Here is a 25,400-nt window from a genome sequence, read left to right on the forward strand (position 1 = left end):
GAAGCTTGCAGCGAATGTGTTAGTTTCCCACATACCAGCCTGGGACAGAGGCCGGTTTGATGACACCGAATTAATGTCAGCAAATCGCGGCCTTTGGGCTAGATATTCTAACCGGCGACGCAAACCCCTTGCGATCCGCCGGGCAACCAACGGGAATTCGACCATGTCGGACCTAGACCGTAACTACGCTTCTCCTTTCGGCCGGGCCGCCGGACGCGTCGATGCCGCGGCCGTCGATGCCGGTCTGCGCGCGTACATGCTGCGCATCTACAATTACATGTCGATCGGGCTGGCCATCACCGGTCTGGCTGCGCTCGGCGTCTATATGTTGGCGGTGACCCCGGATCAGTCGGCCGGCGTCGCCAAGTTCGGCAAGGAGTTCCTGACGCCGTTCGGCTACGCGATGTATGTCAGCCCGCTGAAGTGGCTGTTTATCCTCGCGCCGCTGGTCATGGTGTTCGCGATCTCGTTTGGCATCAACCGGCTGAGGCCCGCGACGGCCCAACTGCTGTTCTGGGCGTTCGCGGCGCTGATGGGCGTCTCGCTGTCGTCGATCTTCCTGGTGTACACGCACACCTCGATCGTGCGCGTGTTCTTCATCACGGCGGCGACCTTCGGCGCGCTGAGCCTCTACGGCTACACCACCAAACGTGACATGAGCGGCATGGGCTCGTTCCTGTTCATGGGCCTGATCGGCATCATCATCGCGAGCGTGGTCAACATCTTCCTCGCCAGCTCGATGCTGCAGTTCATCGTCTCGGTGGTGGGCGTGCTGGTGTTCGCGGGCCTCACCGCCTATGACACCCAGCGGCTGAAGAACGACTACATCTACGGCTATGCCTCGCAGGGCGGTGACATTGCGGAAAAGGCGGCGATTACCGGCGCACTTTCGCTCTACCTGAACTTCATCAACCTGTTCACGCTGCTGCTGCAGCTGCTTGGCCAGCGCGACTAGCGCTCCAGCCCAGCCAAAGAATTGAAGCCCCGGCCTCGCGGCCGGGGCTTTTCTTTTGCGGCCAGCAAAAATAATCTGTCACCATGCCTACGCCCGATATCAGGCCCGCCACCGAGGCCGACCTCCCCTTTGTCACCGAAATCTACGAGCACGCGGTGCGCTACGGCACCGCGACATTCGAGCTGGTCCCGCCCGATCTCGCCGAGATGACCCGGCGGTTCCGCGCGCTGATGGAAGGGGGGTTCCCGTATTTCGTCGCCGCGGTGGAAGGCCGGGTGATCGGATATGCCTATGCAGGCCCCTACCGGCCGCGGCCGGCCTATCGCTTCACGGTGGAAAACTCGGTCTATCTGCAGCCGGCGACCCACCGCCGCGGCATCGGTCTGTTGCTGCTGCAGCGGCTGATCGCCGAATGCGAAGCGCGGGGCTACCGGCAAATGATCGCCGTCATCGGCGATTCCGCCAACGCCGGCTCGATCGGCGTCCACACCAAGACCGGCTTCCAGATGATCGGGACGCACCCCTGCGTCGGTCTCAAATTCGGACGCTGGCTGGACACGGTGATGATGCAGCGCGCGCTTGGCGAAGGCGCCACGACGGTACCTGCTTCGTAGCCCATCGCCGGGGCCGGACACAAAATCGCGAAAACAACCCCATGCAAAGTAGAATGGGCTCGGATGAGTAGCTTCGTAGCCCGCATGGAGCGCGGCGCAATCCGGGAATAAGAGGCGAAACCGGCCCCCGGATTTCGCGGAGCCTGTCATCGGGCGCGCATTCGCGCGACCCGTTGGCTTCATCCGGGCTACAGGACCGCGCTAAACCACCGCCAGCTTGCGATCGATCACCAGCAGCACGCGCTCCAGCTCATGGCCGCGGCGCAGGATCAGCCCGGTCGCTGAGATCACGCTGTACATGCCCTGCTTGCGCGCCAGCCGCGGATCCTTCTCGATGCGATAGATCGGGACTTCGGAGGCGCGGCGGAACACCGAGAACACCGCACGGTCCTTCAGGAAGTCGATGGCATAGTCGCGCCACTCGCCATCGGCGACCATGCGGCCGTACAGATTGAGGATGCGATTGAGCTCCAGGCGATTGAACGTAACGCTATTCGGCAGCGGACTTGCAGTGGCGGTGCGCGCCACTGCGCGACTCCCGCTTGGATCAGTGTCCTCCGACATCGAACTCATCGAGCGCCTCCTGTCGTCTCCGGCATGATCGTGTTCCGAAAAACCGGTCCCCACTTTTCGGGATCATGACAATGACATGATCGCGCTAACCGCCGGACACCGCAAGGCCCTTTGAAATTGCGACGGAAACCGCGACGGGCCGTCCGGCAACACCGGAAATACCGAGTCACGGGAACGTTAGAGGAATCATATTGCTGCCCCACTTCCGCCCATCGCCCGCCCCGCTGGCTTGCGACAAGTAAATCCTGCGTTGACCCGGTCCTTTCGGTTCCGGATTCCTCAGCCCCCAGCCCCCCGGGGCCGTCGGGATCGGGTCTGTTCGCAGGGGAGCTTTCTCCCGCACTGGGCCAACGAGAGTTGGTCCTTTTTCTTTTGGGGATGCGACTCAAGCAAATGCCGCGCGGGACTCTGGCTTCGCCGGCTGCAACGCTGCCCTCAGCTTAGAATCTTCAGCATCGTAGCCCGGATGAAGCGAAGCGTAATCCGGGGATGGCGCGAGCGGAGATAGTTGCCCCGGATTGCGCTTCGCTTCATCCGGGCTACGAACGCCAGCGCTAACTAGCGCAGCGGCGTGTAGGCCGCGCCCAGCATCGGGCCGGGCTTTTCGCGATTGCCGTCCTGGACATAGACGACCGCGGCATCGACGCCATCGCGGGAGATGTTTTCGAGCGGAACGGTCCAGCTTCCGGAATTGCCGTTCCAGTCCCCGACCTTCAGGATGTTGCGCACCACATTGTAGTAGGTGACCTGGCGGCCGCGGTTTTCGCCGCGCCCGATCGAGATCGGCACCGCCTTCGAGACCGAGCAAATCCAGACTTCGCCCTGCGATGAAGTCGGCGCGTTGCTCGCCGCCACCGAGACGTTGATGTGCTTGCCGGACAACGTCATCGTCACCGGCACCGACATCACGCCGGCGGCCTTCTGGGTGTGCTGGATTGCGCTGTCGATGCCTGCACGATCGCTGCCGACCACCTTCGCCGAACCGTTGACGATGACCTGCGGCGTGTAGACGTCGCGATCGCCACGCATTTGCGAATAGGCTTTCTGGCGCGCGCTGAAGCGCGAGTCCGCCAGCGTATCCTTCCAGCCCAGATAATCCCAATATTCGATCGGCATGCTGAGCGCGATCACGTTGGGGTCCTTGGCAAGCTCGCCAATGATCTCGTCGGCCGGCGGGCACGACGAGCAGCCTTGCGAGGTGAATAGCTCGACGACCGCGCGCGGATCGGCATGAGCGGGACGGATAATCGCGACAATGGCACAGACGCCAAGCGCACCCGACCATCGCGAAATCGAACTATTGGCCATCATCGCTGTCATACTGCGAACCGGTACTGGCGATTTCTATCCGTATTTGTACGGGGCATGATTTTCTATCCCTAAGCGCGCACCCCAGACGCAAGAAAGCGGCCTTTTCATAGGCCGCCTTCTCCCCGGTCGCTACTCACTTCGCAGTGAGCCACCGATCACAAATCCGCGTTTCAAAGCGTTTTCAAGCGAAGTGGATACCGGTTCGCGTGAAGAAAACGCGTCAAAACAGAACTCAAGCCGCAAGCTTGCGCAGCACATAGTGCAGAATGCCGCCGTTGCGGTAGTAGTCGAGCTCGTCGAGCGTATCGATGCGGCAGAGCAGCGAAACGCGCTGCAGCGAACCGTCGCCGGACACGATTTCCGCGGTCAGCTTCTGGCGCGGCTTCAAATCGCCCTGCAGGCCGCGAATCGTCACCTTCTCGTCGCCCTTCAGCCCGATCGACGTCCAGGACTGGCCGTCCTCGAAGGTCAGCGGCAGCACGCCCATGCCGACCAGGTTGGAGCGATGGATGCGCTCGAAGCTCTGGCAGATCACCGCGCGGACGCCGAGCAGCCTGGTGCCCTTCGCCGCCCAGTCGCGCGACGAGCCGTTGCCGTATTCGGCGCCGGCGAACACCACCAGCGGCACCTGCTCGGCCTGGTACTTCATCGCCGCGTCGTAGATCGACATCTGCTCGCCGTCGGGCCAATGTTTTGTCAATCCGCCTTCCGGAATGTTTCCATCAGCGCCTTTGAGCATGAAGTTCTTGATGCGGATATTCGCAAAAGTGCCGCGCATCATGATCTCATGGTTGCCGCGCCGCGTGCCGTACTGGTTGAAGTCGGCCGGACGCACCTGATGCTCCGACAGATATTTTCCGGCCGGAGAGGTCAGCTTGATCGAACCGGCCGGCGAAATGTGGTCGGTGGTGATCTTGTCGCCGAACATCGCCAGAATCCGCGCATCGACCACGTCGACGATCGGTTCCGGTTCTTTCTTCATGCCTTCGAAGTAGGGCGGGTTCTGCACATAGGTCGAGCTCATGTTCCAGCGATAGGTCTCGCTCTCGACCGTCTTGATCTTGCGCCAGTTGGTGTCACCCTTGAACACGTCGGCGTAGCGCTTCTTGAAGATCGTCGCGGTGACGAACTTCTTCATGTAGGCGTTGATTTCCTTGGAGGTCGGCCAGATGTCCTTCAGGAACACCGGCTTGCCGTCCTTGCCTTCACCGATCGGCTCGACCGAAAGGTCCTTGGTCACGGTGCCGGCCAGCGCATAGGCGACGACCAGCGGCGGCGACGCGAGATAATTCGCCTGCACGTCCGGCGAGACGCGGCCTTCGAAATTGCGGTTACCCGACAACACGGCGGCGGCGACGATGCCATTGTCGTTGATCGACTTCGAAATATCCTCCGGCAGCGGGCCGGAATTGCCGATGCAGGTGGTGCAGCCGAAGCCGACCAGGTTGAAGCCGACCTTGTCGAGATCGAGCTGCAGACCGGAGTTGGAAAGGTACTCCGCGACCACCTGGCTGCCCGGCGCCAGCGAGGTCTTGACCCAGGGCTTGGCCTTCAGGCCCTTGGCGGCGGCGTTGCGCGCCAGCAGGCCTGCGCCGATCAGCACGCTCGGGTTCGACGTGTTGGTGCAGGAGGTGATCGCGGCGATCACGACGTCGCCATGGCCGAGATCGAACTTGCGGCTCTCGACGGCGAAGCGATGCGAGGCATCCGCCGCCTTCTTGTATTCGGTGGTCATCGCCGCGGCGAAGCCCGAGGCGACCGCCGGCAGTGCGACGCGGCCTTCGGGACGCTTCGGACCGGCCATCGAGGGCACCACATCGGCAAGATCGAGCGTCAGCGTTTCCGTGAACACCGGATCGGCCGATTTGGCGGTGCGGAACAGGCCCTGCGCCTTGGCGTAGGCCGCGACCAGCTTGACGCGATCGGCCTTCCGGCCCGAGGTTTTCAGATAATCGATGGTCGCGGCATCGACCGGGAAGAAGCCGCAGGTCGCGCCATATTCCGGCGCCATGTTGCCGATCGTCGCCTTGTCAGCGACCGACAGGTAATCGAGGCCGGGGCCGTAGAATTCGACGAACTTTCCGACCACGCCCTGCTTGCGCAGCATCTGCGTCACGGTCAGCACCAGGTCGGTGGCGGTGACGCCTTCCTTCATCTGACCCTTGAGCTTGAAGCCGATCACCTCGGGCAGCAGCATCGACTGGGGCTGGCCGAGCATCGCAGCTTCCGCCTCGATGCCGCCAACGCCCCAGCCCAGCACGGCGAGACCATTGACCATCGTGGTGTGCGAATCGGTGCCGACCAGCGTGTCGGGATAGGCGACTTCGAAAGTGCCGGTCTTCCTGCCGACCGTCATCTTCTCCTTGCGGGTCCACACCGTCTGGGCGAGGTATTCGAGATTGACCTGGTGACAGATGCCGGTGCCGGGCGGCACCACCGAGAAATTCGTGAACGCCTTCTGGCCCCACTTCAGGAACTCGTAGCGCTCCTGGTTCTGCTTGTATTCCTCGACCACGTTCTTGCCGAACGCCTTGTTGTCACCGAAGAAGTTGACGATCACGCTGTGGTCGATGACGAGGTCGACCGGCACCAGCGGGTTGATCTTTTCGGCGTCGCCGCCGAGCGCCTGCATCGCGTTGCGCATCGCGGCAAGATCGACCACCGCCGGCACGCCGGTGAAATCCTGCATCAGCACGCGTGCGGGGCGAAACGAGATTTCATGCTCGAGCTTGCGGGTCTTCAGCCATTTCGACACCGCGATGATGTCGGCCTTCTTGACCGTGCGATCGTCTTCAAAGCGCAACAGGTTTTCCAGCAGCACCTTCATCGAATAGGGAAGCTTGGAAATTCCCTTCAGACCGTTCTTCTCGGCGGCGGGCAGGCTGTAATACACGTAGGTCTTGCCACCGACCTTGAGGGTCTTGCGGCATTTGAAGCTGTCGAGCGAGGTCATGTCAGGAAATCCCAATTCTCAGTTATACCCGGCAAAGGGTATTTAAACACCGTCAGCGCGGTCGGCTTACCGGCTTGCGGCCGCCGGTTGTGTGCTGCATCAAGTTCCGGGCTTATAGAATCTTTCTAGATGCGCCGCCACAACCACGATCGTGCTGCAGCATTGCGCGACCCAAAAATTCTGATGCGGTACCCCAAGCTTTTCAGAGGGCCGTAACGAGGCAAGATGCGGCTCAGAGGACGCCAGATCGATTGTGTGCGGGGTGGGCGCGCGGTGTTTTCCGGGCTCGATTTCGAGGCCGCATCTAGCCAAGCGCTCGCCGTCGTCGGCCCCAACGGGTCCGGCAAGACGTCGCTGCTGCGGCTGATCGCGGGCTTGCTGGTGCCGGCAGGCGGATCGGTCGCGCTGGAAGGCGGTGCGGGCGAACTGACGCTGCCCGAACAGGCCCATTATCTCGGCCATCGCGACGCACTAAAACCCGCGCTCAGCGTGCTTGAAAACCTGTCGTTCTGGCGGGATTTTCTGGGCGGGGACGCCAGCGATCCCAATGAAAGCCTCGCCAGAGTGGGGCTCGCGCACGCCACGCATTTGCCGGCGGCGTATCTGTCGGCCGGCCAACGGCGGCGGTTGTCGATCGGCCGGCTGCTCGCGGTGCGGCGGCCGGTCTGGCTGCTGGACGAGCCGACCTCGGCGCTCGATGCCGCAGGGCAGGATCTGTTCGCTGGCCTGATGCGCGATCACCTCGCGCGCGGCGGCATCATCGTCGCGGCGACCCATGCGCCGCTCGGGATCGAGGCTGGCGAATTGCGGATGGGAGGGCCGGCGTGACCGCCCTTGCCGCGCTGATTCGACGCGATATCAGGATCGCGCTGCGCGTCGGCGGCGGCGCGCTGATCGGCGTGCTGTTCTTCCTCACCGTCACCGTGCTGATGCCGTTTGCACTCGGGCCTGACCTGGCGCTGCTGACGCGGCTCGGGCCCTCCATTCTCTGGCTCGGCGCGCTGCTGGCCAGTCTGCTCACGCTCGACCGCCTGTTTACATCAGACCACGAGGACGGCTCGCTCGATCTGATCGTGATGGGCCGGACACCACTGGAACTGGCCTGTGCCGCCAAGGCGCTGGCGCACTGGCTCGCCGCCGGCCTGCCGCTGATCATCGCGACCCCCGTGCTTGGGCTGATGCTCAATCTCGACGCCACCGCGACCTCGGCCGTGGCGCTGACGCTGCTGGTGGGAACGCCGGCACTGACTTTTATCGGCATGATCGGCGCCGCGCTGGCGGTGACGCTGCATCGCGGCGGGTTGTTGCTCGCGGTGCTGGTGCTGCCGCTGTCGATCCCGGTGCTGATTTTTGGCGTCGCGGCGTCGCAGGCCGCCATATCGGGACCGCTGCCGTTTGGAACACCGTTTTCGATCCTGTGCGCGATCTCGCTGGTGAGTTTCGTGATCGGACCGTTTGCCGCAGCCGCCAGCCTGCGGCACGGGCTGGACTAGATAACCTGATGAACGCCGATCAACACTTGATGGAACAGAACAAGCCGCATTGCCTGCTCCGCCGCCGCCGACTATCAGGATGCCCATGACGCTGATCGACCTCGCCAACCCCACCAAGTTCCTGTCGCTGACGGCGCGCATATTGCCGTGGCTGGCGGGCGCGACCGCGATCCTGCTGCTCATCGGCTTGTACCAGGCAGCAATGGCGCCCGACGACTATCAGCAGGGCGCCACCGTCAAGATCATGTTCATCCACGTACCCAACGCGTGGCTGTCGATGTTCGTGTGGGGCGTCATGAGCCTGGCGGCGCTGGGCACGCTGGTGTGGCGGCATCCACTTGCCGACGTCGCTGCGAAAGCGGCCGCCCCGATCGGCGCCGCCTTCACATTTCTCGCGCTGGTCACCGGCTCGCTGTGGGGCCGGCCGATGTGGGGCACCTATTGGCAATGGGATGCGCGGCTCACCTCGGTGCTGATCCTGTTTCTGATGTATCTCGGCCTGATCGCGCTGTGGCGCGCGGTGGACGATCCCTCGCGCGCGGCGCGGGCGGCGGCGATCCTCACACTGGTCGGCGCGCTCAATCTGCCGATCATCAAATTCTCGGTCGACTGGTGGAACACGCTGCATCAGCCGGCCTCGGTGCTGCGGATGGGAGGCTCCACGCTCGACCGCGCCTTCCTGATTCCGTTGCTGGTGATGGCGGTTGGATTTTCGCTGCTGTTCGTCACGCTGCATCTGGCGGCGATGCGCAACGAGATCCTGCGCCGCCGCGTGCGCAGCTTGCAGATCATGCAAGCCAGCCAACAGGCCGCGTGACGCGATGGCGCTCGGTCCCTATGCCTCCTTCATCGTGACGTCCTACGCGCTGGTCGCCGCGGTGGTCGCTATCCTGATTGCCTGGATCGCCATCGATTTTCGCCGCCAGACGCAGCGCCTGCGCGAGCTCGAGGCCAGCGGCATCACCAGGCGCTCCGGCCGCAGTGCGGCGGATATAAGATGAGCGGGCCGGCGGCATCTGACGCACCGCGGCAAAGCCGGCGCTGGCTGGTGATGCTGCCACTGATCGGTTTCATGGCGGTGGCCGGGTTGTTCCTGCTGCGGCTGCACGGCGGCGATCCCTCTAAAATTCCATCCGCCCTGATCGGCCGCCCGGCGCCGCAAACCGCGCTGCCGGCGCTGGCAGGCCTGGTCGACAACGGCATCGCTATTCCCGGGCTCGACCCGGCGGCCTTCAAGGGCAAGGTCAGCGTCGTCAACGTCTGGGCGTCCTGGTGCGTGCCATGCCATGACGAGATGCCGCTACTGACCGCCCTGGCCAAGGACAAGCGGCTGCAGATCGTCGGCATCAACTACAAGGATTCGCCCGACAACGCCCGCCGCTTCCTCGGCCGCTACGGCAACCCGTTCAGCATGGTCGGCGCCGACAGCAATGGTCGCGGCTCGATCGAATGGGGCGTCTATGGCGTGCCCGAGACCTTTGTGGTCGGCCGCGAAGGCACCATCGTCTACAAACTGGTCGGGCCGGTGACGCCGGCCAATGTCGACACCGTGCTGAAGGCAGAGATCGAGAAGGCGTTGCGGTGACGACGTAGTCGTCATTCCGGGGCGCGTCGAAGACGCGAACCTCAGATGTGCAATTGCACATCGGGGAAGCTCGAGATTCCGGGTTCATCGCTGCGCGATGCCCCGGAATGACGGTGGGGAAATTTCGCGCCAAATAATTTCCAGCTTTTATCTGCCGTTCATTTGCCGGCCATGGCGCCGCCACGAATTCGAAGCTAGCTTGATAGCGTTACTTAAACCGTCCTTGGAGGGACACTTCTATGCGTCATTTCACGCTCGCTTCTCTTCTCGCAACTGCGCTCACGATCGGCCTGATGACGGCAACCCCGTCGATGGCCCAGACCGCACAGCCGGCGACCAAATCCGACAGCAAGATGGCTCCCGCGCCGAAGGCTCCGGAGTCGAAGATGGCGCCGGCTCCGAAGGCCGATCTGCTCGACATCAATTCGGCGACCGTCGACCAGCTCGAAGCGCTGCCGGGGATCGGCAAGGCCTATTCCGCCAAGATCGTCGCCGGCCGTCCCTACAAGGGCAAGGACGATCTGGTGCACAAGAACATCGTCCCGCAGGCGACCTACGACAAGATCAAGGACCAGGTGATCGCCAAGCAGAAGAGCTGATTTGGTTTCGTGCTGACCTCTCCCGCACTTGCGGGGGAGGTCGGATCGCATCGTGAGATGCGATCCGGGTGGGGGAAACCCTCTCCCCACGAACAGTGCGAATCGCGGAGAGACCCCCACCCCGGCCCTCCCCCGCAAGCGGGAGAGGGAGAAGAGCTAACCCTTCCGCACGTCGCCCGCGTCCGCTTCGCTGGCTTCCAGCGAGGCCGGCTCCAGATGGTAGCGCTTGGTCAGCGGCATCTGGGCGATCGCAAAGATCATCGTCAGCGGAATCACGCCAAACACCTTGAAGCCGACCCAGAAATCGGTCGACTGGGTGCGCCAGATGAATTCGTTCAGAAGCGCCATTGCAAAGAAGAACAGCGTCCAGCGCATGGTGAGGATGCGCCAGCCCTGCGGCGTCAGGTTGAACACCTGATCGAACATGACGGCGATGAAGGAACGGCCGAACAACAGGCCACCGCCGAGGATCGCGGCGAACAGGCCGTAGATGATGGTCGGCTTGACCTTAATGAAGGTCTCATCATGCAGCACCAGGGTCAGCGTGCCGAACACGATGACGATGACGGCGGTGACGATCGCCATGACAGGTACGTGCCTGGTCACCACATAGGACGCGATCATCGCCGCGATGATCGCCACCATGAAGGCGCCGGTGGCGACGAACAGACCGAATTTGGCGTTGGCGACAAAGAACACGATCAGCGGACCGAGTTCGGTCGCAAGCTTGAACAGCGGATGCGGCTGGGTCTTGTCCATTAATTCACGCTCTTCTTTTGAGGCACGACCTTATCCGAAAACCGGTTCCCACTTTGCGCTAACGCGGCCCTTCGGGTCGGGGTCATGCCTCTATCCCTGCAATCGCGTTCGCAAAATCCCGCGCGGTGAACGGCGCCAGATCGTCGACGCCTTCGCCGACGCCGATGAAGTGCACCGGCAGTTTGAATTTCTCCGACAGCGCCACCAGGATGCCGCCCCGCGCGGTGCCGTCGAGCTTGGTCATCACAAGGCCGGTGACGCCTGCGGTACGATGAAAAGCCTCGACCTGCGACAGCGCATTTTGTCCCACCGTGGCGTCGAGCACCAGCAGCACCGCATGTGGGGCCGAGGCATCGACTTTCTTGATGACGCGAACGACTTTTTCGAGCTCTTTCATCAGCTCGGCCTTGTTCTGCAATCGCCCGGCGGTGTCGACCAGCAGCACGTCGGTCTTCTGCTCCTGCGCCGCCGTCAGCGCATTGAAGGCGAGGCTCGCCGAATCCGATCCCTGCGCGCCCGCAATCACCGGCGATTTGGTCCGCTCGCCCCAGACCTTCAACTGCTCGATCGCGGCGGCACGGAACGTGTCGCCCGCCGCCAGCATCACCTTGCGGCCCTCGGCGCTGAGCTTCGCCGCCAGCTTGCCGATCGTCGTGGTCTTGCCGGAACCGTTGACGCCGACCACGAGAATGACGAAAGGCTTTTGGGCGGCGTCGATCACCAGCGGCTTGGCCACCGGCGCCAGCACCTTCTCGACCTCGGTTGCGACCACCGCCTTGACGTCATCCGCCGAGATCGCCTTGTCGTAGCGGCCGGCGCCGACGGCGTCCGCGATCCGCACCGCCACTTCGGTGCCGAGATCGGCGCGCAGCAGCACATCCTCGATATCATCGAGCATGGCGCGGTCGAGCTTGCGCTTGGTGACGAGATCGGCAACGGCTGCGCCGAGCGAACTCGAGGTCCGCTTCAGGCCGCTCGAAAGCCGCCGCCACCAGCTCAGTTTGGGAGTTCCGGGAGTGGTATCGCTCATGTCGGACGTGTGTTAGCGGTTTCGCGCCATGAACGAAAGCCACAACCAACCCATTGATATTGCGGACCTGACCGCGGAAGAAATTCAGGCCCGCGTGCTCCACCGCGACGGGCTGATGCTGGTCATCGACAAGCCCTGCGGCCTGCCGGTGCATCGCGGCCCCAAGGGCGGCGCCAATCTGGAAACCTCGTTCGACGGGTTGCGATTCGGCCTGCCGCGGCCGCCGGTGCTTGCGCACCGCCTCGACAAGGACACCTCCGGCTGTCTCGTGCTGGGACGCCATCGCAAGGCCACGGCCTCGCTCGGCCTGTTGTTCAAGCACGGCAAGATCGGCAAGACCTATTGGGCCGTCGTGGAAGGCGGACCTGCCGAAGATGAAGGCACCATCGACATGGCGCTCGGCCGGCTCAACGTCGAACGCGGCTGGTGGCAGAAGCCGGATCCGGACGGTCAAAAAGCCGTCACAAACTGGAAGGTGCGCGGCCGCGGCAATGGCCTCGCCTGGTTAGAGCTGGAACCGGTCACCGGCCGCACCCATCAATTGCGCGTGCACACATCGGCCACGGGCTGGCCAATCGTCGGCGACAACATCTACGGCAGCGGCCCCCGCTTCGGCGAGCCTCGCCTGCATTTGCATTCCCGCGAGATCGTGATTCCGATTTCAAGGAACAAGGAACCGGTGCGCGTGGTGGCGCCGGCGCCGGAGCATATGCGCGAGCGGCTCAGGGCCTGCGGGTGGAACGGGGAGTAAGGGGCGCGCGTAGCTCCCACCATACCCTCCATTGTCGTCACCCGCGCAGGCGGGTGACCCAGTATTCCAGAGACGCCTGTGATTGAATCGAGAGGCCTCGGCGTACTGGGTCGCCCGGTCAAGCCGGGCGATGACAGCTGGGGATTAATCGCGCACCGTCATGTCCGATCATCGTTAGCGCCTGCACCGCGCCCGGCGTTTCACCACTGATCGCCACCGGCAGAAAATGCTCCGTCCGCCCCTGCTTACCGCTCTCGATCAGCACCTGACGGGTTGTGCCGATCTCCGACGCCAGCCTCTTCCGCAACGCCGCCTCGCCCGTCGCGCGTAACCGCTTCGCCCGTTCCTTGATCGCCTCGCCCGCGACCTGCGGCATCCGCGAGGCCGGCGTGCCCGGACGCTTTGAATAGGGAAACACGTGCAGGAAGGTGAGATCGCATTCCTCGACCAGATCCTGCGAGCGCGCGAACATCTCTTCCGTCTCGGTCGGAAAGCCCGAGATGATGTCGGCGCCGAGCGCGATGTCCGGCCGCAGCCGGCGCACCTGCGCGCAGAATTCGATGGCATCTGCGCGTGAATGCCGCCGCTTCATCCGCTTCAAGATCAGATCGTCGCCGGACTGCAGCGACAGATGCAAATGCGGCATCAGGCGTTCGTCGTCGCCAATGACGTCGAGCAGGTCGCGGTCGGCTTCGATGGAATCGATCGATGAAATCCGCAAACGCTTCAGTTCCGGCACATGCCGCAAGATCTGTTTTGTCAGTTGCCCAAGCTTTGGCGTACCCGGCAAATCAGCCCCGTAGCTCGTGAGATCAACGCCGGTCAGCACGATTTCGGCATGACCGCGCTCGACCAGCGCGCGGACCTGCTCGACCACAGCGCCCATCGGCACCGAGCGCGAATTGCCACGGCCGTAAGGAATGATGCAGAAGGTGCAGCGATGGTCGCAGCCGTTCTGCACCTGCACGAACACCCGCGGCAGGCCGCTCTGAAAACCTTCCAGCAAATGCGGCGCCATCTCGGTGACCGCCATGATGTCGGCGACCGCGATCTTCTCGCTGGCGGCGATGCCGAAGCCTGAATCGAACGCCGCACGCGCGCTGCGCCAGGCCTCGCTCCGCATTTTCTCGTCATTGCCGACGACGCGATCGACCTCAATCATGCCGGCAAACATTTCAGGCTGCGTCTGCGCCGCGCAGCCTGTCACGACGATGCGCGCATCGGGCCGCTCGCGCTTCAACCGCCGGATCGATTGCCGCGCCTGCGCCACCGCCTCGTTGGTGACCGCGCAGCTGTTGATGACGACGGTATCGGAAAGGCCCGCGCTCTCCGCCTCGTGCCGGATCACTTCGGATTCGAACGCGTTGAGGCGGCAGCCAAAGGTGAGAACGTCGACGCTCATCGAATTATTTTTCGTTTGAGCATGATCTCTTCAGAAAACCGCTTCACACTTTTCCGGATCATGCTCTAGGCGACGCTGGCGAACAACGCCGGATCGAAGCGGCCTTCATATTCGAAATCGGCCGTGCCGGTCATCAGCACGTGGTCGTCGCGCTCGCGCCATTCGATCGAGAGCTTGCCGCCGGGCAGCGACAATTCGACGATGCGGTTGGTGCGCTTCAACCGCGCCGCCGCGACCGCGGTGGCGCAGGCAGCCGAGCCGCAGGCCCTGGTCAGGCCGGCGCCGCGCTCCCAGGTGCGCATCGTGATATGATCGCGATCGACGATATGGGCGAGCGTGATGTTGGCGCGGTCGGGAAAGATGGGGTGATTTTCCAACAGCGGCCCGAAACGCTCGAGGTCGTAGGCGTCGACGTCGTCGACCCAGAAGATCGCGTGCGGATTGCCCATGCTGACGACCGACGGCGAATGCAGGATTGGCGCATCGATCGGGCCGACCTGCAGTTCGATGTAACGCGTGTCGCGAAACTCCTCGGCGAGTGGAATTTCCTGCCAGCCGAACTTCGGTGCGCCCATGTCGACCGTGTAGAGATCGGGCTGCGGCCCCTGCCAGCAATTCAGCAGACCCGAGCGGGTCTCGAAGGTCACCGCGGTCTGGCCGGTCTTCTCGAACAGCCGCCGCACCACGCAGCGCATGCCGTTACCACAGGCGCCGGCCTCGGAGCCGTCATTGTTGTAGATGCGGATGAAAGCCTCGGTGCCCTCCAGCCGCGGCGGCTGCAATACCATCAACTGGTCATAGGGCACGCCGGCGGGCGAGGCGACGGCGCGCGCCTCCTCCGCCGTCACCTTGGCCGGCTTGTCGCGCAGATCGACCACGACGATTTCGTTGCCGATACCGTTCATCTTGGCGAATGCGTGATTGGCCAGCGCGCTCATGGAATTTCCCAATTTCTGCCTGTCTTATATGGCGAATGATGGCCGATTGCCTAGTACGCAGGGGTCCATGACGCATCTGTCATGGGACGAAGGCGGACCTTGCGTGTTAGGGATGGCGGCGCTTTGTGGTCGTGAGCGGGGACATGCCGCGACCGCCTGGGGATGGATGGAGAATGCCTAAAATGAACCGTATCAGCCGTTTCCGCTCGGCCATGGCCGCGCTGATCCCGATGGTAGCAATCGCGTTGGGCGGCCCTGCGTTGGCGCAATCGCCGGCACCAGCCGTCTCGCCAGCTGCCAGCCCCTCCGCGGCACCGGCGCCCGCCGCTTCTGCTTCTCCTGCCCCGGCGGAGACGCCTTCACCCGCGGCATCCGCGACCCCGGCACCGGGAACTTCACCCGCACCGGTGGCAAGCCCGTCCGTTGCCCCCTCGCCGCCACCCGCGGCCGCCCAGACGCCGGCCACGCCCCCTGCGGCCGTTCAGACCGCCGATCCCTTCGGTGAGCAGTTCACGCTGGAGCCCAAAAAAGTGGTGGTCATGAAGGGCACCGCCAATTGGGACTCGGCGTTCGACACGCTGATCGATTCGTTCAAGGCGCTGAACGCGCTGCTCGACAAGCAGGGCATCAAGGCAGCGGGCAATTCGATGATCGTCTACACCTCGACCGACGACACCGGCTTTACGTTCCTGGCCGAAATTCCAGTCGACCAGGAGCCGAAGAACCTGACCAAGGACATGAGCATCGGCAAATCGCCCGAGGGCAAAGCCCTGAAGTTTGTCCATCGCGGCTCCTACGACAACATGGACAACACCTATGAGGCGATCACCAATCACCTCGACGACAAGAAACTTGAAGCAAAGGACACCTTCGTCGAGGAATACATCACCGATCCCTTGAAGACCGCGGAGGACAAGCTGGTGATCAACGTCTATGTGCCGCTGAAGTGAGACGCATGAAGCATCCGCTCGCATTTGTTATCACCGCGGCCGTGCTGGTGGCCACGCCCGCGCTGGCGCAGACAGCGCCGCCGCCCGCCATCTCCGTGACCGGCGAAGCCAACGTCTCCGTGGCGCCCGATCAAGCGCAGATCGATGGCGGTGTTGCCACTGACGCCAAGACCGCGCGCGAGGCGTCCGACGCCAATAACGCGGCGATGGGCAAGGTGCTGCTGGCGCTGAAGGGCGCCGGGATCGACGAAAAGGATTACCAGACCTCACGGCTGTCGTTGCAGCCGCAGTATGCAACCTCGTCCAAAACCGCCGAGCGTCCTGGCGTCGTCGGCTTCCGCGCCAGCAACCGCGTTACGATCAAGATCCGCGACGTCACCAAGGTCGCAAGCGTGATCGACGTGCTGGTCGGCGCCGGCGCCAACGAGATCGGCGGCATCAATTTCATCGTGACGCAGCCGTCCAAGCACCTGGACGAGGCCCGCGAGAAGGCGATCGCGGACGCGCGCCGCAAGGCCGATATCTATGCCAAAGCCGCGGGCGTTACGCTCGGCGAGCCGATCAGCATCTCCGAGGAAGGCGGACCCAGCCCGATGTTCCGCAGCAAAGTCGCCGGCGGCATGGCCGCATCCGCGCCGGTGGCGCAAGGCGAAGAGACGCTTTCGGTTTCGGTGAGCGTGTCCTGGGCGATCAAGCCGAAGGAATAACTACTGTCGTCCCGGCCTTGAGCCGGGACCCATAACCACAGGGCTCTGTTGTTACGGGAAGCTGGAGCTCCAGCCTTTTTCAATACTCAGATCGGTGGTTATGGGTCCCGGCTCGCGCTTCGCTTGGCCGGGACGACGGAGAACTAAACCTCGAAAACCTGCCCGGGCTTCAGCGCGGCAAACCGCTCGCGCGGAATCTTCGCTTCATCCAGCGCTTCGCCCAGTGCAGTCACCGGCGCGTCGATCGCCTCGTCGGTAAGCTGGAACGTGCCGTGATGATGCGCCAGTGCCGTTTGCGCCCCGCAATCGGCCAGCGCCTTCACGGCGTCCGACGGGTTCATGTGCTGGTCACGCATGAACCAGCGTGGCTCATAGGCGCCGATGGGCAGAATCGCCAGCCGCAGCGGGCCATGTGCTTCGGCAACCCGGCGAAAGTGCTTGCCGTCGCCGTAGCCGGAATCGCAGACGATGTAGAGTTTGCCGGCCGGCGTCTCCAGCACAAAGCTCGCCCACAGCGCCTTGTTGCGGTCGAACAGCCCGCGCGCCGACCAATGCCGCGTCGGCACCAGCGTCACGGCGATGCCGTTGCCGAGTTCGACGCGATCCTTCCAGTCGAACGCTTCGGCTTTGATCGCTTCATCCGCGTCGCGCATGGTGACGTCATTGCCGAGCGGCGTGATCACGCGCGGCGAAAACACTTTCGCGAGCCTCGACAGCGTCGCCAGATCGAGATGATCGTAATGGCCGTGCGACACCAGCACGACATCGATCTTGGGCAAGGCGTCGAAGGCGATGCCGGGATCGTTGTGCCGCTTCGGCCCGGCCCAGCTGAACGGCGAAGCCCGCATCGACCACACCGGATCGACGAGAATGTTGAGGCCTCCAGTCTGGATCAGCCAGCTCGCATGGCCGACGAACGACAACCGCACTTTGTTGCCATCAACACGGGGCGGCGGTGTATCGGCGTGCGCACTTGGCACCCAATCCGGCCAGCTCGCGCGCTGCCGGCCGCCGCCGAACTGCCAGCGCAGCACCTCGGCCAATGATTTCGGCGGCGAACCATCCGGATCGAAGAAGGTCAGGCCGTCGAAATGATCGGAAGCAGGGCCGTCATAGGTTTTCATGCGGGACATCCAGACAGACGGCGCGCCGACGGCCAGACCGAGACCGGCGAGCACTGCAAAGACACGGCGGCGGGTGATGGACACGGGCGCGATCACATAGGGCGGCAAGGGACAAAGGGCACGGGGCGTTATATGGCGTGCGCGGACGAAGTTGGAACCCGCGGCGGAGAGAACGCTCCCCGGCGAGCAGTCGAATCGGAAGAAAATTGATTTATTTCAATGGCTTAACTCGACGTTCGAGGCCCTTTTGGCCTAGTTTCCCCTTGACTTTGATGGCTTCCGGGCGTTTAACCCCGGCACTTCTCGGAAAGACGTTCTTTTCGACCCGCCGCCCGGCCCTTGAGACCGGAGGCCAACGCCCGACAGCGCGATGCGCCCTCGGGCGTAATCGTGTTTGGAAATTCGTCCTGAGGCAGGACAGAGGATAACGGCATTGTTCGACAATCTGTCGGAAAAGCTTGGTGGGATACTCGATCGGCTGACGGGCCGCGGTGCGCTGTCCGAAAAGGACGTCGATGCCGCGATGCGCGAGGTGCGCCGCGCGCTGCTCGAGGCCGACGTCTCGCTCGACGTCGTCAGAAGCTTCATCGACCGCGTACGCGAGCAGGCAATCGGCGCCACCGTCGTCAAGTCGGTCACACCCGGCCAGATGGTGGTCAAGATCGTTCATGACGAACTGATCGCCACGCTTGGCGCCGACGGCCAGACCATCGACCTCAATGCCGTGCCGCCGGTCGCGATCATGATGGTCGGTCTGCAAGGCTCCGGCAAAACCACGACCACCGCAAAACTCGCCCGCCGCATGACCCAGCGCGACAAGCGCAAGGTGCTGATGGCCTCGCTCGACATCTATCGCCCCGCGGCGATGGAGCAGCTCGCCGTGCTCGGGCGCGATCTCGACATTCCGACACTGCCCATTGTCGCCGGCCAGAAGCCGGCGCAAATTGCAAAACGCGCGCTGGAAGCCGCCAAGCTCGGCGGCTACGACGTGGTGCTGCTCGACACCGCCGGCCGCACCACGCTCGACGAAGAGATGATGTCGGAAGCGGCTGAAATCAAAACCGTCGCCAGCCCGCATGAAGTGCTGCTGGTCGCGGATTCCCTGACCGGCCAGGACGCGGTCAACCTCGCGCGCGCCTTCGACCAACGCGTCGGCCTGACCGGCATCGTGCTGACAAGGGTTGATGGCGATGGCCGCGGCGGCGCCGCGCTGTCGATGCGCGCGGTCACGGGAAAGCCGATCAAGCTGATCGGCACCGGTGAAAAGACCGACGCGCTGGAAGATTTTCATCCCAGCCGTATCGCCGGCCGCATCCTCGGCATGGGCGACGTGGTGTCGCTGGTCGAAAAGGCGGCGGCGAATATCGACGCTGAGAAGGCGGCGCGCGTCGCCGAGAAAATGCGCAAGGGCCAGTTCGATCTGGCCGACATGCGCGAGCAATTGCTGCAGATGGCGAATATGGGGGGCATCAGCGGCCTGATGGGCATGATGCCCGGCATTGCCAAGATGAAGAACCAGATCGCCAACGCCGGGATCGACGACAAGATCATCAAGCGCCAGGTCGCGGTGATCGATTCGATGACGCGGCAGGAGCGCAAGAGCCCCGACCTCCTGAAAGCCAGCCGCAAGAAGCGCATCGCGGCGGGCGCCGGCGTCAAGGTCGAGGAAGTCAACAAGCTCCTGAAGATGCACCGGAACATGGCCGACATGATGAAGGCGATGGGTTCGGGCAAGCGCGGCCCGATGGCCGGCATCGCGCAGGCGATGGGATTTGGCGGCGGCGGCATGCCGTCGGCCGAACAGATGAAGGCGCTGGCGGAGAAAATGCCGGGTGGCGCTGGCCCCGGCGGCATGCCCGCGCTGCCGAAGGATATTCCGGTGGGCTTGCGTCAGGGCCTGCCGAATTTGCCGGGGCTGACAGGCCTCAGCGGCAAACCGACGCTGCCGGGCCTCGGCGGCTTCCCCGGCAAGAAGAAATAATCGCGATCAATTCACTCTCATCACATCAAACCAAACTTACGGAGAATACAATGTCAGTCGTTATCCGCCTCGCTCGCGCAGGCACCAAGAAGCGCCCGGTCTATCACGTCGTCGTCGCCGACTCGCGCTTTCCCCGCGACGGCCGCTTCATCGAGCGTCTCGGTCATTTCAATCCGCTGCTGCCGAAGGACAACGAAGCCCGGCTGAAGCTCGACATGGACAAGGTCAAGTCCTGGCTCGCCAAGGGCGCGCAGCCGTCCGACCGCGTCACCCGCTTCCTCGATGCCGCCGGTGTCGTGAAGCGTGCCGCACGCAACAACCCGGAAAAGGCCGTGCCGCGCAAGGAGCGCAAGGCCGCTGCCGAAGCCGCCGCGAAGTCATAAGCGTTAGCGGCGCGGGGCGGTGGCAGCACCGATTTGTGTCGCCCGGATCGGCGCCGCGCATGGCGTGCGCGGCGCGGTGAAACTGTGGACGTTTACCGAAGACCCGCTGGCCGTAAGGGATTACGGCCCGCTGACGACCAAGGACGGCGCGCGCCAGTTCGAGGTGACGCATGCCCGTGAGGCCAAGGATCATCTGGTCGCCACGTTCAAAGGCGTCGCCACCCGCGAGGACGCCGAACGCCTCAACGGCATCGAGCTCTATATCGCGCGCGACAAACTGCCTGAGACCGACGACGACGAATATTACCACGCCGATCTGATCGGGCTGGCCGCGGTCAATGCCGCGAACGAACCGCTCGGCCGCATCACCGCGATCCATAATTTCGGCGCCGGCGACATCATCGAGATCGCACCACCGCAGGGCCCGACGATGCTGCTGCCGTTCACCAATGCCGTGGTGCCGACGGTCGACCTTGCGGCCGGCCGCGTCGTGATAGAACTGCCCAAGGAAATTGAAGGCGACGACGTTCCGACGCTTACGTGATCGGTTATTGTATGACCTGTTTGAAATGACCTATTTCAAATGACCTGGCGCGCCACCATCCTCACGCTATTCCCGGACATGTTTCCGGGCCCGCTCGGCGTCAGCCTGGCGGGCAAGGCGCTGGCCTCCGGGCTGTGGTCGCTGGAAGCGCGCGATATCAGGGATTCGGCCTTCGACCGCCACCGCAGCGTTGACGACACGCCGGCTGGCGGCGGGCCCGGCATGGTGCTGCGCGCCGACGTGCTGGCGGCGGCGATCGACGCCGCCGATACCGGCCAGTCCGGTCCAAACGATCGACCAAGGCTCCTGATGAGCCCCCGAGGTCGGCCATTGACCCAGTCCCGGGTCATGGAGCTCGCCGCTGGCCCAGGGCCGCTGATCGTCTGCGGCCGGTTCGAGGGCATCGACGAGCGGGTGATTGCGGCCCGAGGGCTCGAGGAGGTCTCGATCGGCGATTACGTGCTGTCCGGCGGCGAAGTCGCCGCGATGGTGCTGGTCGACGCCTGCGTCCGCCTCTTGCCGGGGGTAATGGGAAAACAGGCCTCGGGGACCGAGGAGAGCTTTTCCGAGGGACTACTGGAATACCCTCAATATACCCGCCCGCAGGAGTTCGAGGGCCGGACGATCCCGGAAATCCTCACTTCCGGCGACCACGCCAAGGTCGCCGCCTGGCGTCAGGCCGAGGCTGAAGCCCTGACCAGGGCGCGGCGGCCGGATTTGTGGGCGATTAAGGCGCGCCAAAAACGCCCAAAAAGCACGACAGACGGGTGACAAGCGCGCTTTGATGCCTTATACGGGCGCCAAATCCGCAGCATACAGCAGGATAGATGGACGTTCGCGCAGCCCGCGCTGGACTGGCTGGGCGCGCCGCCGATGGAGATTTCAATGAACATCATTCAACAGCTCGAAAAAGAGCAATTCGACAAATTGGCCGCGACCAAGTCGATCCCCGAGTTCGGCCCCGGCGACACCGTGATCGTCAACGTCAAGGTGGTCGAAGGCGAGCGCACCCGCGTGCAGGCCTATGAAGGCGTTTGCATCGGCCGTTCCGGCGGCGGGCTCAATGAGAGCTTCACCGTTCGCAAGATTTCCTATGGCGAAGGCGTGGAACGCGTCTTCCCGGTGATGTCGCCGATGATCGACTCGATCAAGGTGGTGCGCCGCGGCAAGGTGCGTCGCGCCAAGCTGTATTACCTGCGCCAACTGCGCGGCAAGTCGGCCCGCATCGTCGAGAAGACCGAGCGCGCGGTCGCCGTCGGCGAGTAATTCGTCTCCTGCAGGGGGATGTGACCAAAAGCGCGGGGTTTTGTCCCGCGCTTTTTCTTTGGGCCATGCCTATGTAAGCGAGGCCCCCCTGCGCATCGATTGATTGTCGCGGGCGCAGACCCTGTGTTAGAAATTTAAAATGGTTCCAGATCAGACCAGCTTGGCAGGCCGGCGCATCGATCCCTTCGTGATCGACGACCGCTCGCGCCTGCCCGGCCGTTTCTTCGGACGCTTTGCGACCTCGGCAACGTCTGAGCTTAGCCGCGGCCTTTGATGCCGCGCTGACTGTCCGTTGCTTGCGCGCCTAACCGCGCTGACCGCTCACACAGAATCATTTTTGGAGCTTACGCTCATGTCCCAACCCACCACGCTGTACGACAAAATCTGGAACGACCATCTGGTGCACGAAGCCGACGACGGCACCTGCCTGCTCTATATCGACCGCCATCTGGTGCACGAGGTGACCTCGCCGCAGGCGTTCGAAGGCCTGCGCATGACCGGCCGCAAGGTTCGCGCGCCGGAGAAGACGCTGGCCGTGGTCGACCACAACATCCCGACCACCGATCGTTCGAAGCCGAATCCCGACCCTGAGAGCATCGAGCAGATGCGGGTGATGGCGGATAACGCCAAGGAATTCGGCATCACGTATTTCAACGAATTCGACAAGCGCCAGGGCATCGTGCACGTGATCGGCCCCGAGCAAGGCTTTACGCTGCCCGGCACCACCATCGTCTGCGGCGACAGCCACACCTCGACGCATGGCGCGTTCGGCGCGCTGGCGCACGGCATCGGCACGTCGGAGGTGGAACACGTGCTCGCGACGCAAACGCTGATCCAGAAAAAAGCAAAGAACATGCGCGCGGTGGTCGACGGCAAATTGCCCGACGGCGTCACCGGCAAGGACATCATCCTGGCCATCATCGGCGAGATCGGCACCGCCGGCGGCACCGGCTACGTGCTGGAATATGCCGGCGATGCGATCCGCGCGCTGACGATGGAAGGCCGCATGACGGTCTGCAACATGTCGATCGAAGGCGGCGCCCGCGCCGGCCTGATCGCGCCGGATGAAAAGGCGTTCGAATTCCTCAAGGGCCGTCCGATGTCGCCGAAGGGCGAGTCGTGGGACGCCGCGATGCGCTATTGGGAAACCCTGCGCTCCGACCAAGGCGCGCATTTCGACCACGAGATCCGGCTGGATGCGGCCAAGCTGCCGCCAATCGTGACCTGGGGCACCTCGCCCGAGGACGTGGTGTCGATCACGGGCATGGTGCCGGACCCCGACCAGATCGCCGATGAAGCCAAGCGGCTCTCAAAACATCGCGCGCTGAAATACATGGGCCTGACCGCGGGGACAAAGATCACCGACATCAAGCTCGACCGCGTGTTCATCGGCTCCTGCACCAACGGCCGTATCGAGGATTTGCGCGCGGCCGCGAAAGTCGCCGAAGGCAAGACCGTCAACGGCCACGTCAGTGCGATGATCGTGCCGGGCTCGGGCATCGTGAAGGAGCAGGCAGAAGCCGAAGGCCTCGACAAGATTTTCATCAAGGCCGGCTTCGAATGGCGCGAGCCGGGCTGCTCGATGTGTCTGGCCATGAACCCCGACAAGCTGTCGCCGGAAGAGCGCTGCGCCTCGACCTCGAACCGCAATTTCGAGGGCCGCCAGGGTTTCAAGGGCCGCACGCATCTGGTGTCGCCGGCGATGGCCGCCGCGGCTGCGATCGCCGGGCATTTTGTCGATATCCGGGAGTGGCATTAAGGCTCGTTGCCTCAACCTCGATCCATTCTGGCAACGCCCCGTTAAGGCGCGGGGCGCAGACTGGCTGCTTGCGGGAATGATCATCGCGAGGAGCCGGACGTGGCCGATAAACCAGAATATGTCGATATGATCAGCGAGGCGACGCGCCAGAGCCGGCGCAACGTTTCGCGCATCGTCGATCTCGTCCCGGTCGCGCCCAAGGACACAAGGCGCCTCAGTAACTGGCCGCCGGAGCACTGGCGGGAATGGCGGATGGAGGCGCTCACCCCGTGGAAGATCAAGCCGTGGAAGGGCAAGGACTGGGATTGAGCCCTTTGCGCTCATCACGCTATTCAAAAAACGGGCGCCCCAGCGGGCGCCTGTTTTGTTTCAACTCAACCTCACCAGTATCGGAAGTGGTGCACGCGGTAGTAGGGACGCAACCACGGGCGATAGCGGCAGATCTTGCGCGGGCCGTAATGGGTCCAGATCACCCTGCAGTAACGCGGATAGGCGTAGTAGCGCGGGTAGGCGTAATAGGCCGGTGCATAGAAGCGCCGGTGAAAGTGATGCCTGTGATGAACGTGATGATGATGCCGGAAATGCGCTACACGATATCCGCCGTGACGGATGCCGCTGTAGCCCAAGCCACCACCGCGGAAAACCGGCGCGGCTCGAAATCCGCCGCGGTGGATGGCGACGCCACCGCCTCTAAGGCCGCCGCCGTGAAACGCCGCGCCGCCGCCCCGGAAGCCACCGCCATGAAAGCCACCACCTCCGCGAAAACCGCCGCCAATGGCGCCGCCGCGAAAACCTCCGCCACCATGGCCGTGTCCGCCACGAACCTGGATGGTCGCGCCGTCGGTTGCGTATTTTGCTGATGGCGCCGTGCCGGGGCTGGCGAGTGACAGCGCCTCGGCGCGCTGCTGCGATGTTGCCGTAAGCGCGATGATGGCCGCAGCCGCAAGACCCAGACCGCGGACAATGCCGCGTCCGGGACAGCGGACAAGCCCGCGTCCGGGATCGGATATCGTCATGGCTTAACCTCCCTCAGACCGGCAACGAGGTTTCGCGCCGCACGGCGGCCGGCCCTCGTTGCGTTCATTTGCGGTCGCTCCCGACATGACGTTAAAAATAAGGCAGGTGAATGCGCCATGAATGCGCTGGCCGAAGATGAACGGGCGACGCAGGAGCTGGATTTGACCGTCTATGTGATCGTGCAATTGAAGATGATCGACCGCGCCGCCTATGACCGCTATCAGGCGCGCTTCTTCGACGTGTTCAAAAAATTCCAGGGCCGGCTGTTGTCGGCGGATGAAAAGCCCGCCGTGCTGGAGGGCGTGTGGGATCGCGACAAGCTGGTGCTGATGTCGTTTCCCGACGAGGCCGCGTTCCGGGCCTTTGCAGACTCGCCGGAATATCTGGAAATCTCCAAGGACCGCAAAGCCGGCGCAGACGGCATCGCTTTGCTGGCGAAGGGATTTGAACAGCGTTTGAAGCAGGGCTGAGCTGCCCCGGGCCTGGCCGGGACCTCGTTCAAGGGACTCGTTCCTGACAGCGTCAACACTTTGCTAACGGCCGGCTGGTAAACTGACCCTTAACCAATCAGAAAATCGATAGCTGGCCTCGGATCCCCTCATATCGAGGGCTTGATCCGGCGTGGCGCCGTGCCGGCACGGGCGCGGTTCTCAGGCCGTCGCAGTGAGCGCGGCAGCAGCAAATTTCACTCCAGAGAGATCCAGAA

General features: G+C 63.5%; 28 protein-coding genes. 19 read left to right on the forward strand and 9 right to left on the reverse strand.

The genetic code is table 11. From position 1 onward, the window contains the following. Positions 1-163 precede the first annotated feature (163 nt). Together JQ567_RS00835 and JQ567_RS00840 are read left to right on the forward strand one after the other, a co-directional pair. Complete coding sequence (locus tag JQ567_RS00835) at positions 164-955, forward strand: Bax inhibitor-1/YccA family protein (RefSeq protein WP_212437044.1); 792 nt, start codon at positions 164-166, stop codon at positions 953-955. Positions 956-1,038: 83 nt separating this feature from the next. Beyond that, positions 1,039-1,569: a GNAT family N-acetyltransferase gene (locus JQ567_RS00840; RefSeq protein ID WP_212437045.1), complete on the forward strand. Its 531-nt coding sequence runs from the start codon at positions 1,039-1,041 to the stop codon at positions 1,567-1,569. A gap of 201 nt (positions 1,570-1,770) precedes the next feature. On the opposite strand, the gene JQ567_RS00845 is transcribed toward JQ567_RS00840, so the two are convergent. The 3 genes from JQ567_RS00845 to acnA all read right to left on the reverse strand — a co-directional run bounded on the left by JQ567_RS00845 (position 1,771) and on the right by acnA (position 6,406). After that, entirely contained in the window at positions 1,771-2,142 is a 372-nt protein-coding gene (locus JQ567_RS00845) for a DUF2794 domain-containing protein (RefSeq protein WP_211999183.1), read from the reverse strand. A 558-nt stretch (positions 2,143-2,700) separates the two neighbouring features. Further along, positions 2,701-3,462 (reverse strand): thioredoxin family protein, encoded by a 762-nt coding sequence (locus JQ567_RS00850; RefSeq protein WP_212437046.1) that lies wholly within the window; start codon positions 3,460-3,462, stop codon positions 2,701-2,703. Positions 3,463-3,685: 223 nt separating this feature from the next. Next, entirely contained in the window at positions 3,686-6,406 is a 2,721-nt protein-coding gene (gene acnA / locus JQ567_RS00855) for an aconitate hydratase AcnA (RefSeq protein WP_212437047.1), read from the reverse strand. 225 nt (positions 6,407-6,631) lie between these two features. Here acnA and ccmA point away from each other — a divergent pair, with 225 nt between their 5' ends. The 6 genes from ccmA (at position 6,632) to JQ567_RS00885 (ending at position 10,083) form a co-directional block, all read left to right on the forward strand. Then, positions 6,632-7,234: a heme ABC exporter ATP-binding protein CcmA gene (gene ccmA, locus JQ567_RS00860; RefSeq protein WP_212437048.1), complete on the forward strand. Its 603-nt coding sequence runs from the start codon at positions 6,632-6,634 to the stop codon at positions 7,232-7,234. Next, the gene (ccmB, locus tag JQ567_RS00865; RefSeq protein WP_212389400.1) at positions 7,231-7,899 is read left to right on the forward strand and encodes a heme exporter protein CcmB; all 669 of its coding nucleotides are present in this window, start codon (positions 7,231-7,233) and stop codon (positions 7,897-7,899) included. The genes ccmA and ccmB overlap by 4 nt, the downstream gene beginning before the upstream one ends. A gap of 85 nt (positions 7,900-7,984) precedes the next feature. Then, the gene (locus tag JQ567_RS00870) at positions 7,985-8,716 is read left to right on the forward strand and encodes a heme ABC transporter permease (RefSeq protein WP_212389401.1); all 732 of its coding nucleotides are present in this window, start codon (positions 7,985-7,987) and stop codon (positions 8,714-8,716) included. A 4-nt stretch (positions 8,717-8,720) separates the two neighbouring features. Next, entirely contained in the window at positions 8,721-8,900 is a 180-nt protein-coding gene (gene ccmD / locus JQ567_RS00875; protein WP_212437049.1) for a heme exporter protein CcmD, read from the forward strand. After that, positions 8,897-9,484 carry a DsbE family thiol:disulfide interchange protein gene (locus tag JQ567_RS00880; protein WP_212437050.1) on the forward strand — a complete coding sequence of 196 codons (588 nt, stop codon included), beginning with the start codon at positions 8,897-8,899 and terminating at the stop codon, positions 9,482-9,484. The genes ccmD and JQ567_RS00880 overlap by 4 nt, the downstream gene beginning before the upstream one ends. A 239-nt stretch (positions 9,485-9,723) precedes the next feature. Next, complete coding sequence (locus JQ567_RS00885) at positions 9,724-10,083, forward strand: helix-hairpin-helix domain-containing protein (protein WP_212437051.1); 360 nt, start codon at positions 9,724-9,726, stop codon at positions 10,081-10,083. A gap of 156 nt (positions 10,084-10,239) precedes the next feature. On the opposite strand, the gene JQ567_RS00890 is transcribed toward JQ567_RS00885, so the two are convergent. Then, positions 10,240-10,842 carry a septation protein A gene (locus JQ567_RS00890; RefSeq protein ID WP_212437052.1) on the reverse strand — a complete coding sequence of 201 codons (603 nt, stop codon included), beginning with the start codon at positions 10,840-10,842 and terminating at the stop codon, positions 10,240-10,242. Positions 10,843-10,924: 82 nt separating this feature from the next. Then, entirely contained in the window at positions 10,925-11,872 is a 948-nt protein-coding gene (gene ftsY, locus JQ567_RS00895) for a signal recognition particle-docking protein FtsY (protein WP_212437053.1), read from the reverse strand. A 28-nt stretch (positions 11,873-11,900) separates the two neighbouring features. Between ftsY and JQ567_RS00900 the strand changes: the two genes are divergently transcribed. Continuing rightward, complete coding sequence (locus tag JQ567_RS00900) at positions 11,901-12,623, forward strand: RluA family pseudouridine synthase (protein WP_212437054.1); 723 nt, start codon at positions 11,901-11,903, stop codon at positions 12,621-12,623. 118 nt (positions 12,624-12,741) lie between these two features. Here the strand turns inward: JQ567_RS00900 and mtaB are convergent, their stop codons facing one another. Both mtaB and dapF read right to left on the reverse strand, forming a co-directional pair. Further along, positions 12,742-14,025 (reverse strand): tRNA (N(6)-L-threonylcarbamoyladenosine(37)-C(2))-methylthiotransferase MtaB, encoded by a 1,284-nt coding sequence (mtaB, locus tag JQ567_RS00905; RefSeq protein WP_212437055.1) that lies wholly within the window; start codon positions 14,023-14,025, stop codon positions 12,742-12,744. A gap of 65 nt (positions 14,026-14,090) precedes the next feature. Further along, positions 14,091-14,963, reverse strand: coding sequence for a diaminopimelate epimerase (gene dapF, locus JQ567_RS00910; protein WP_212437056.1), 873 nt, complete (start codon positions 14,961-14,963; stop codon positions 14,091-14,093). Positions 14,964-15,145: 182 nt separating this feature from the next. Here dapF and JQ567_RS00915 point away from each other — a divergent pair, with 182 nt between their 5' ends. Further along, the gene (locus JQ567_RS00915) at positions 15,146-15,913 is read left to right on the forward strand and encodes a GyrI-like domain-containing protein (RefSeq protein WP_212437057.1); all 768 of its coding nucleotides are present in this window, start codon (positions 15,146-15,148) and stop codon (positions 15,911-15,913) included. 5 nt (positions 15,914-15,918) lie between these two features. Further along, positions 15,919-16,620, forward strand: coding sequence for an SIMPL domain-containing protein (locus tag JQ567_RS00920; RefSeq protein WP_212437058.1), 702 nt, complete (start codon positions 15,919-15,921; stop codon positions 16,618-16,620). Positions 16,621-16,763: 143 nt separating this feature from the next. Here the strand turns inward: JQ567_RS00920 and JQ567_RS00925 are convergent, their stop codons facing one another. Beyond that, on the reverse strand, positions 16,764-17,828 hold the full coding sequence (locus JQ567_RS00925) for an MBL fold metallo-hydrolase (RefSeq protein ID WP_212437059.1): 1,065 nt from the start codon (positions 17,826-17,828) through the stop codon (positions 16,764-16,766). A 349-nt stretch (positions 17,829-18,177) separates the two neighbouring features. On the opposite strand from JQ567_RS00925, the gene ffh reads away from it, so the two are divergent. The 7 genes from ffh to JQ567_RS00960 all read left to right on the forward strand — a co-directional run bounded on the left by ffh (position 18,178) and on the right by JQ567_RS00960 (position 23,986). Then, complete coding sequence (ffh, locus tag JQ567_RS00930; protein ID WP_212437060.1) at positions 18,178-19,725, forward strand: signal recognition particle protein; 1,548 nt, start codon at positions 18,178-18,180, stop codon at positions 19,723-19,725. A gap of 50 nt (positions 19,726-19,775) precedes the next feature. Continuing rightward, the gene (rpsP, locus tag JQ567_RS00935; protein WP_192739327.1) at positions 19,776-20,108 is read left to right on the forward strand and encodes a 30S ribosomal protein S16; all 333 of its coding nucleotides are present in this window, start codon (positions 19,776-19,778) and stop codon (positions 20,106-20,108) included. Positions 20,109-20,127: 19 nt separating this feature from the next. Further along, the gene (gene rimM, locus JQ567_RS00940; protein ID WP_212437061.1) at positions 20,128-20,652 is read left to right on the forward strand and encodes a ribosome maturation factor RimM; all 525 of its coding nucleotides are present in this window, start codon (positions 20,128-20,130) and stop codon (positions 20,650-20,652) included. Positions 20,653-20,691: 39 nt separating this feature from the next. Next, the gene (gene trmD, locus JQ567_RS00945; RefSeq protein WP_212437062.1) at positions 20,692-21,423 is read left to right on the forward strand and encodes a tRNA (guanosine(37)-N1)-methyltransferase TrmD; all 732 of its coding nucleotides are present in this window, start codon (positions 20,692-20,694) and stop codon (positions 21,421-21,423) included. 114 nt (positions 21,424-21,537) lie between these two features. Next, on the forward strand, positions 21,538-21,918 hold the full coding sequence (gene rplS / locus JQ567_RS00950) for a 50S ribosomal protein L19 (RefSeq protein ID WP_212437063.1): 381 nt from the start codon (positions 21,538-21,540) through the stop codon (positions 21,916-21,918). Positions 21,919-22,270: 352 nt separating this feature from the next. Continuing rightward, positions 22,271-23,677 (forward strand): 3-isopropylmalate dehydratase large subunit, encoded by a 1,407-nt coding sequence (leuC, locus tag JQ567_RS00955; RefSeq protein ID WP_212437064.1) that lies wholly within the window; start codon positions 22,271-22,273, stop codon positions 23,675-23,677. Between the two features lie 99 nt (positions 23,678-23,776). Then, on the forward strand, positions 23,777-23,986 hold the full coding sequence (locus JQ567_RS00960; protein ID WP_212437065.1) for a hypothetical protein: 210 nt from the start codon (positions 23,777-23,779) through the stop codon (positions 23,984-23,986). A gap of 71 nt (positions 23,987-24,057) precedes the next feature. Here the strand turns inward: JQ567_RS00960 and JQ567_RS00965 are convergent, their stop codons facing one another. Next, on the reverse strand, positions 24,058-24,693 hold the full coding sequence (locus JQ567_RS00965; protein ID WP_212437066.1) for a hypothetical protein: 636 nt from the start codon (positions 24,691-24,693) through the stop codon (positions 24,058-24,060). A gap of 162 nt (positions 24,694-24,855) precedes the next feature. Here JQ567_RS00965 and JQ567_RS00970 point away from each other — a divergent pair, with 162 nt between their 5' ends. Beyond that, positions 24,856-25,164: a DUF1330 domain-containing protein gene (locus JQ567_RS00970; protein ID WP_212437187.1), complete on the forward strand. Its 309-nt coding sequence runs from the start codon at positions 24,856-24,858 to the stop codon at positions 25,162-25,164. The last annotated feature ends 236 nt before the right edge of the window (positions 25,165-25,400 follow it).

The sequence above is a fragment of the Bradyrhizobium sp. AUGA SZCCT0431 genome (assembly GCF_018131065.1).
GTDB lineage: Bacteria > Pseudomonadota > Alphaproteobacteria > Rhizobiales > Xanthobacteraceae > Bradyrhizobium.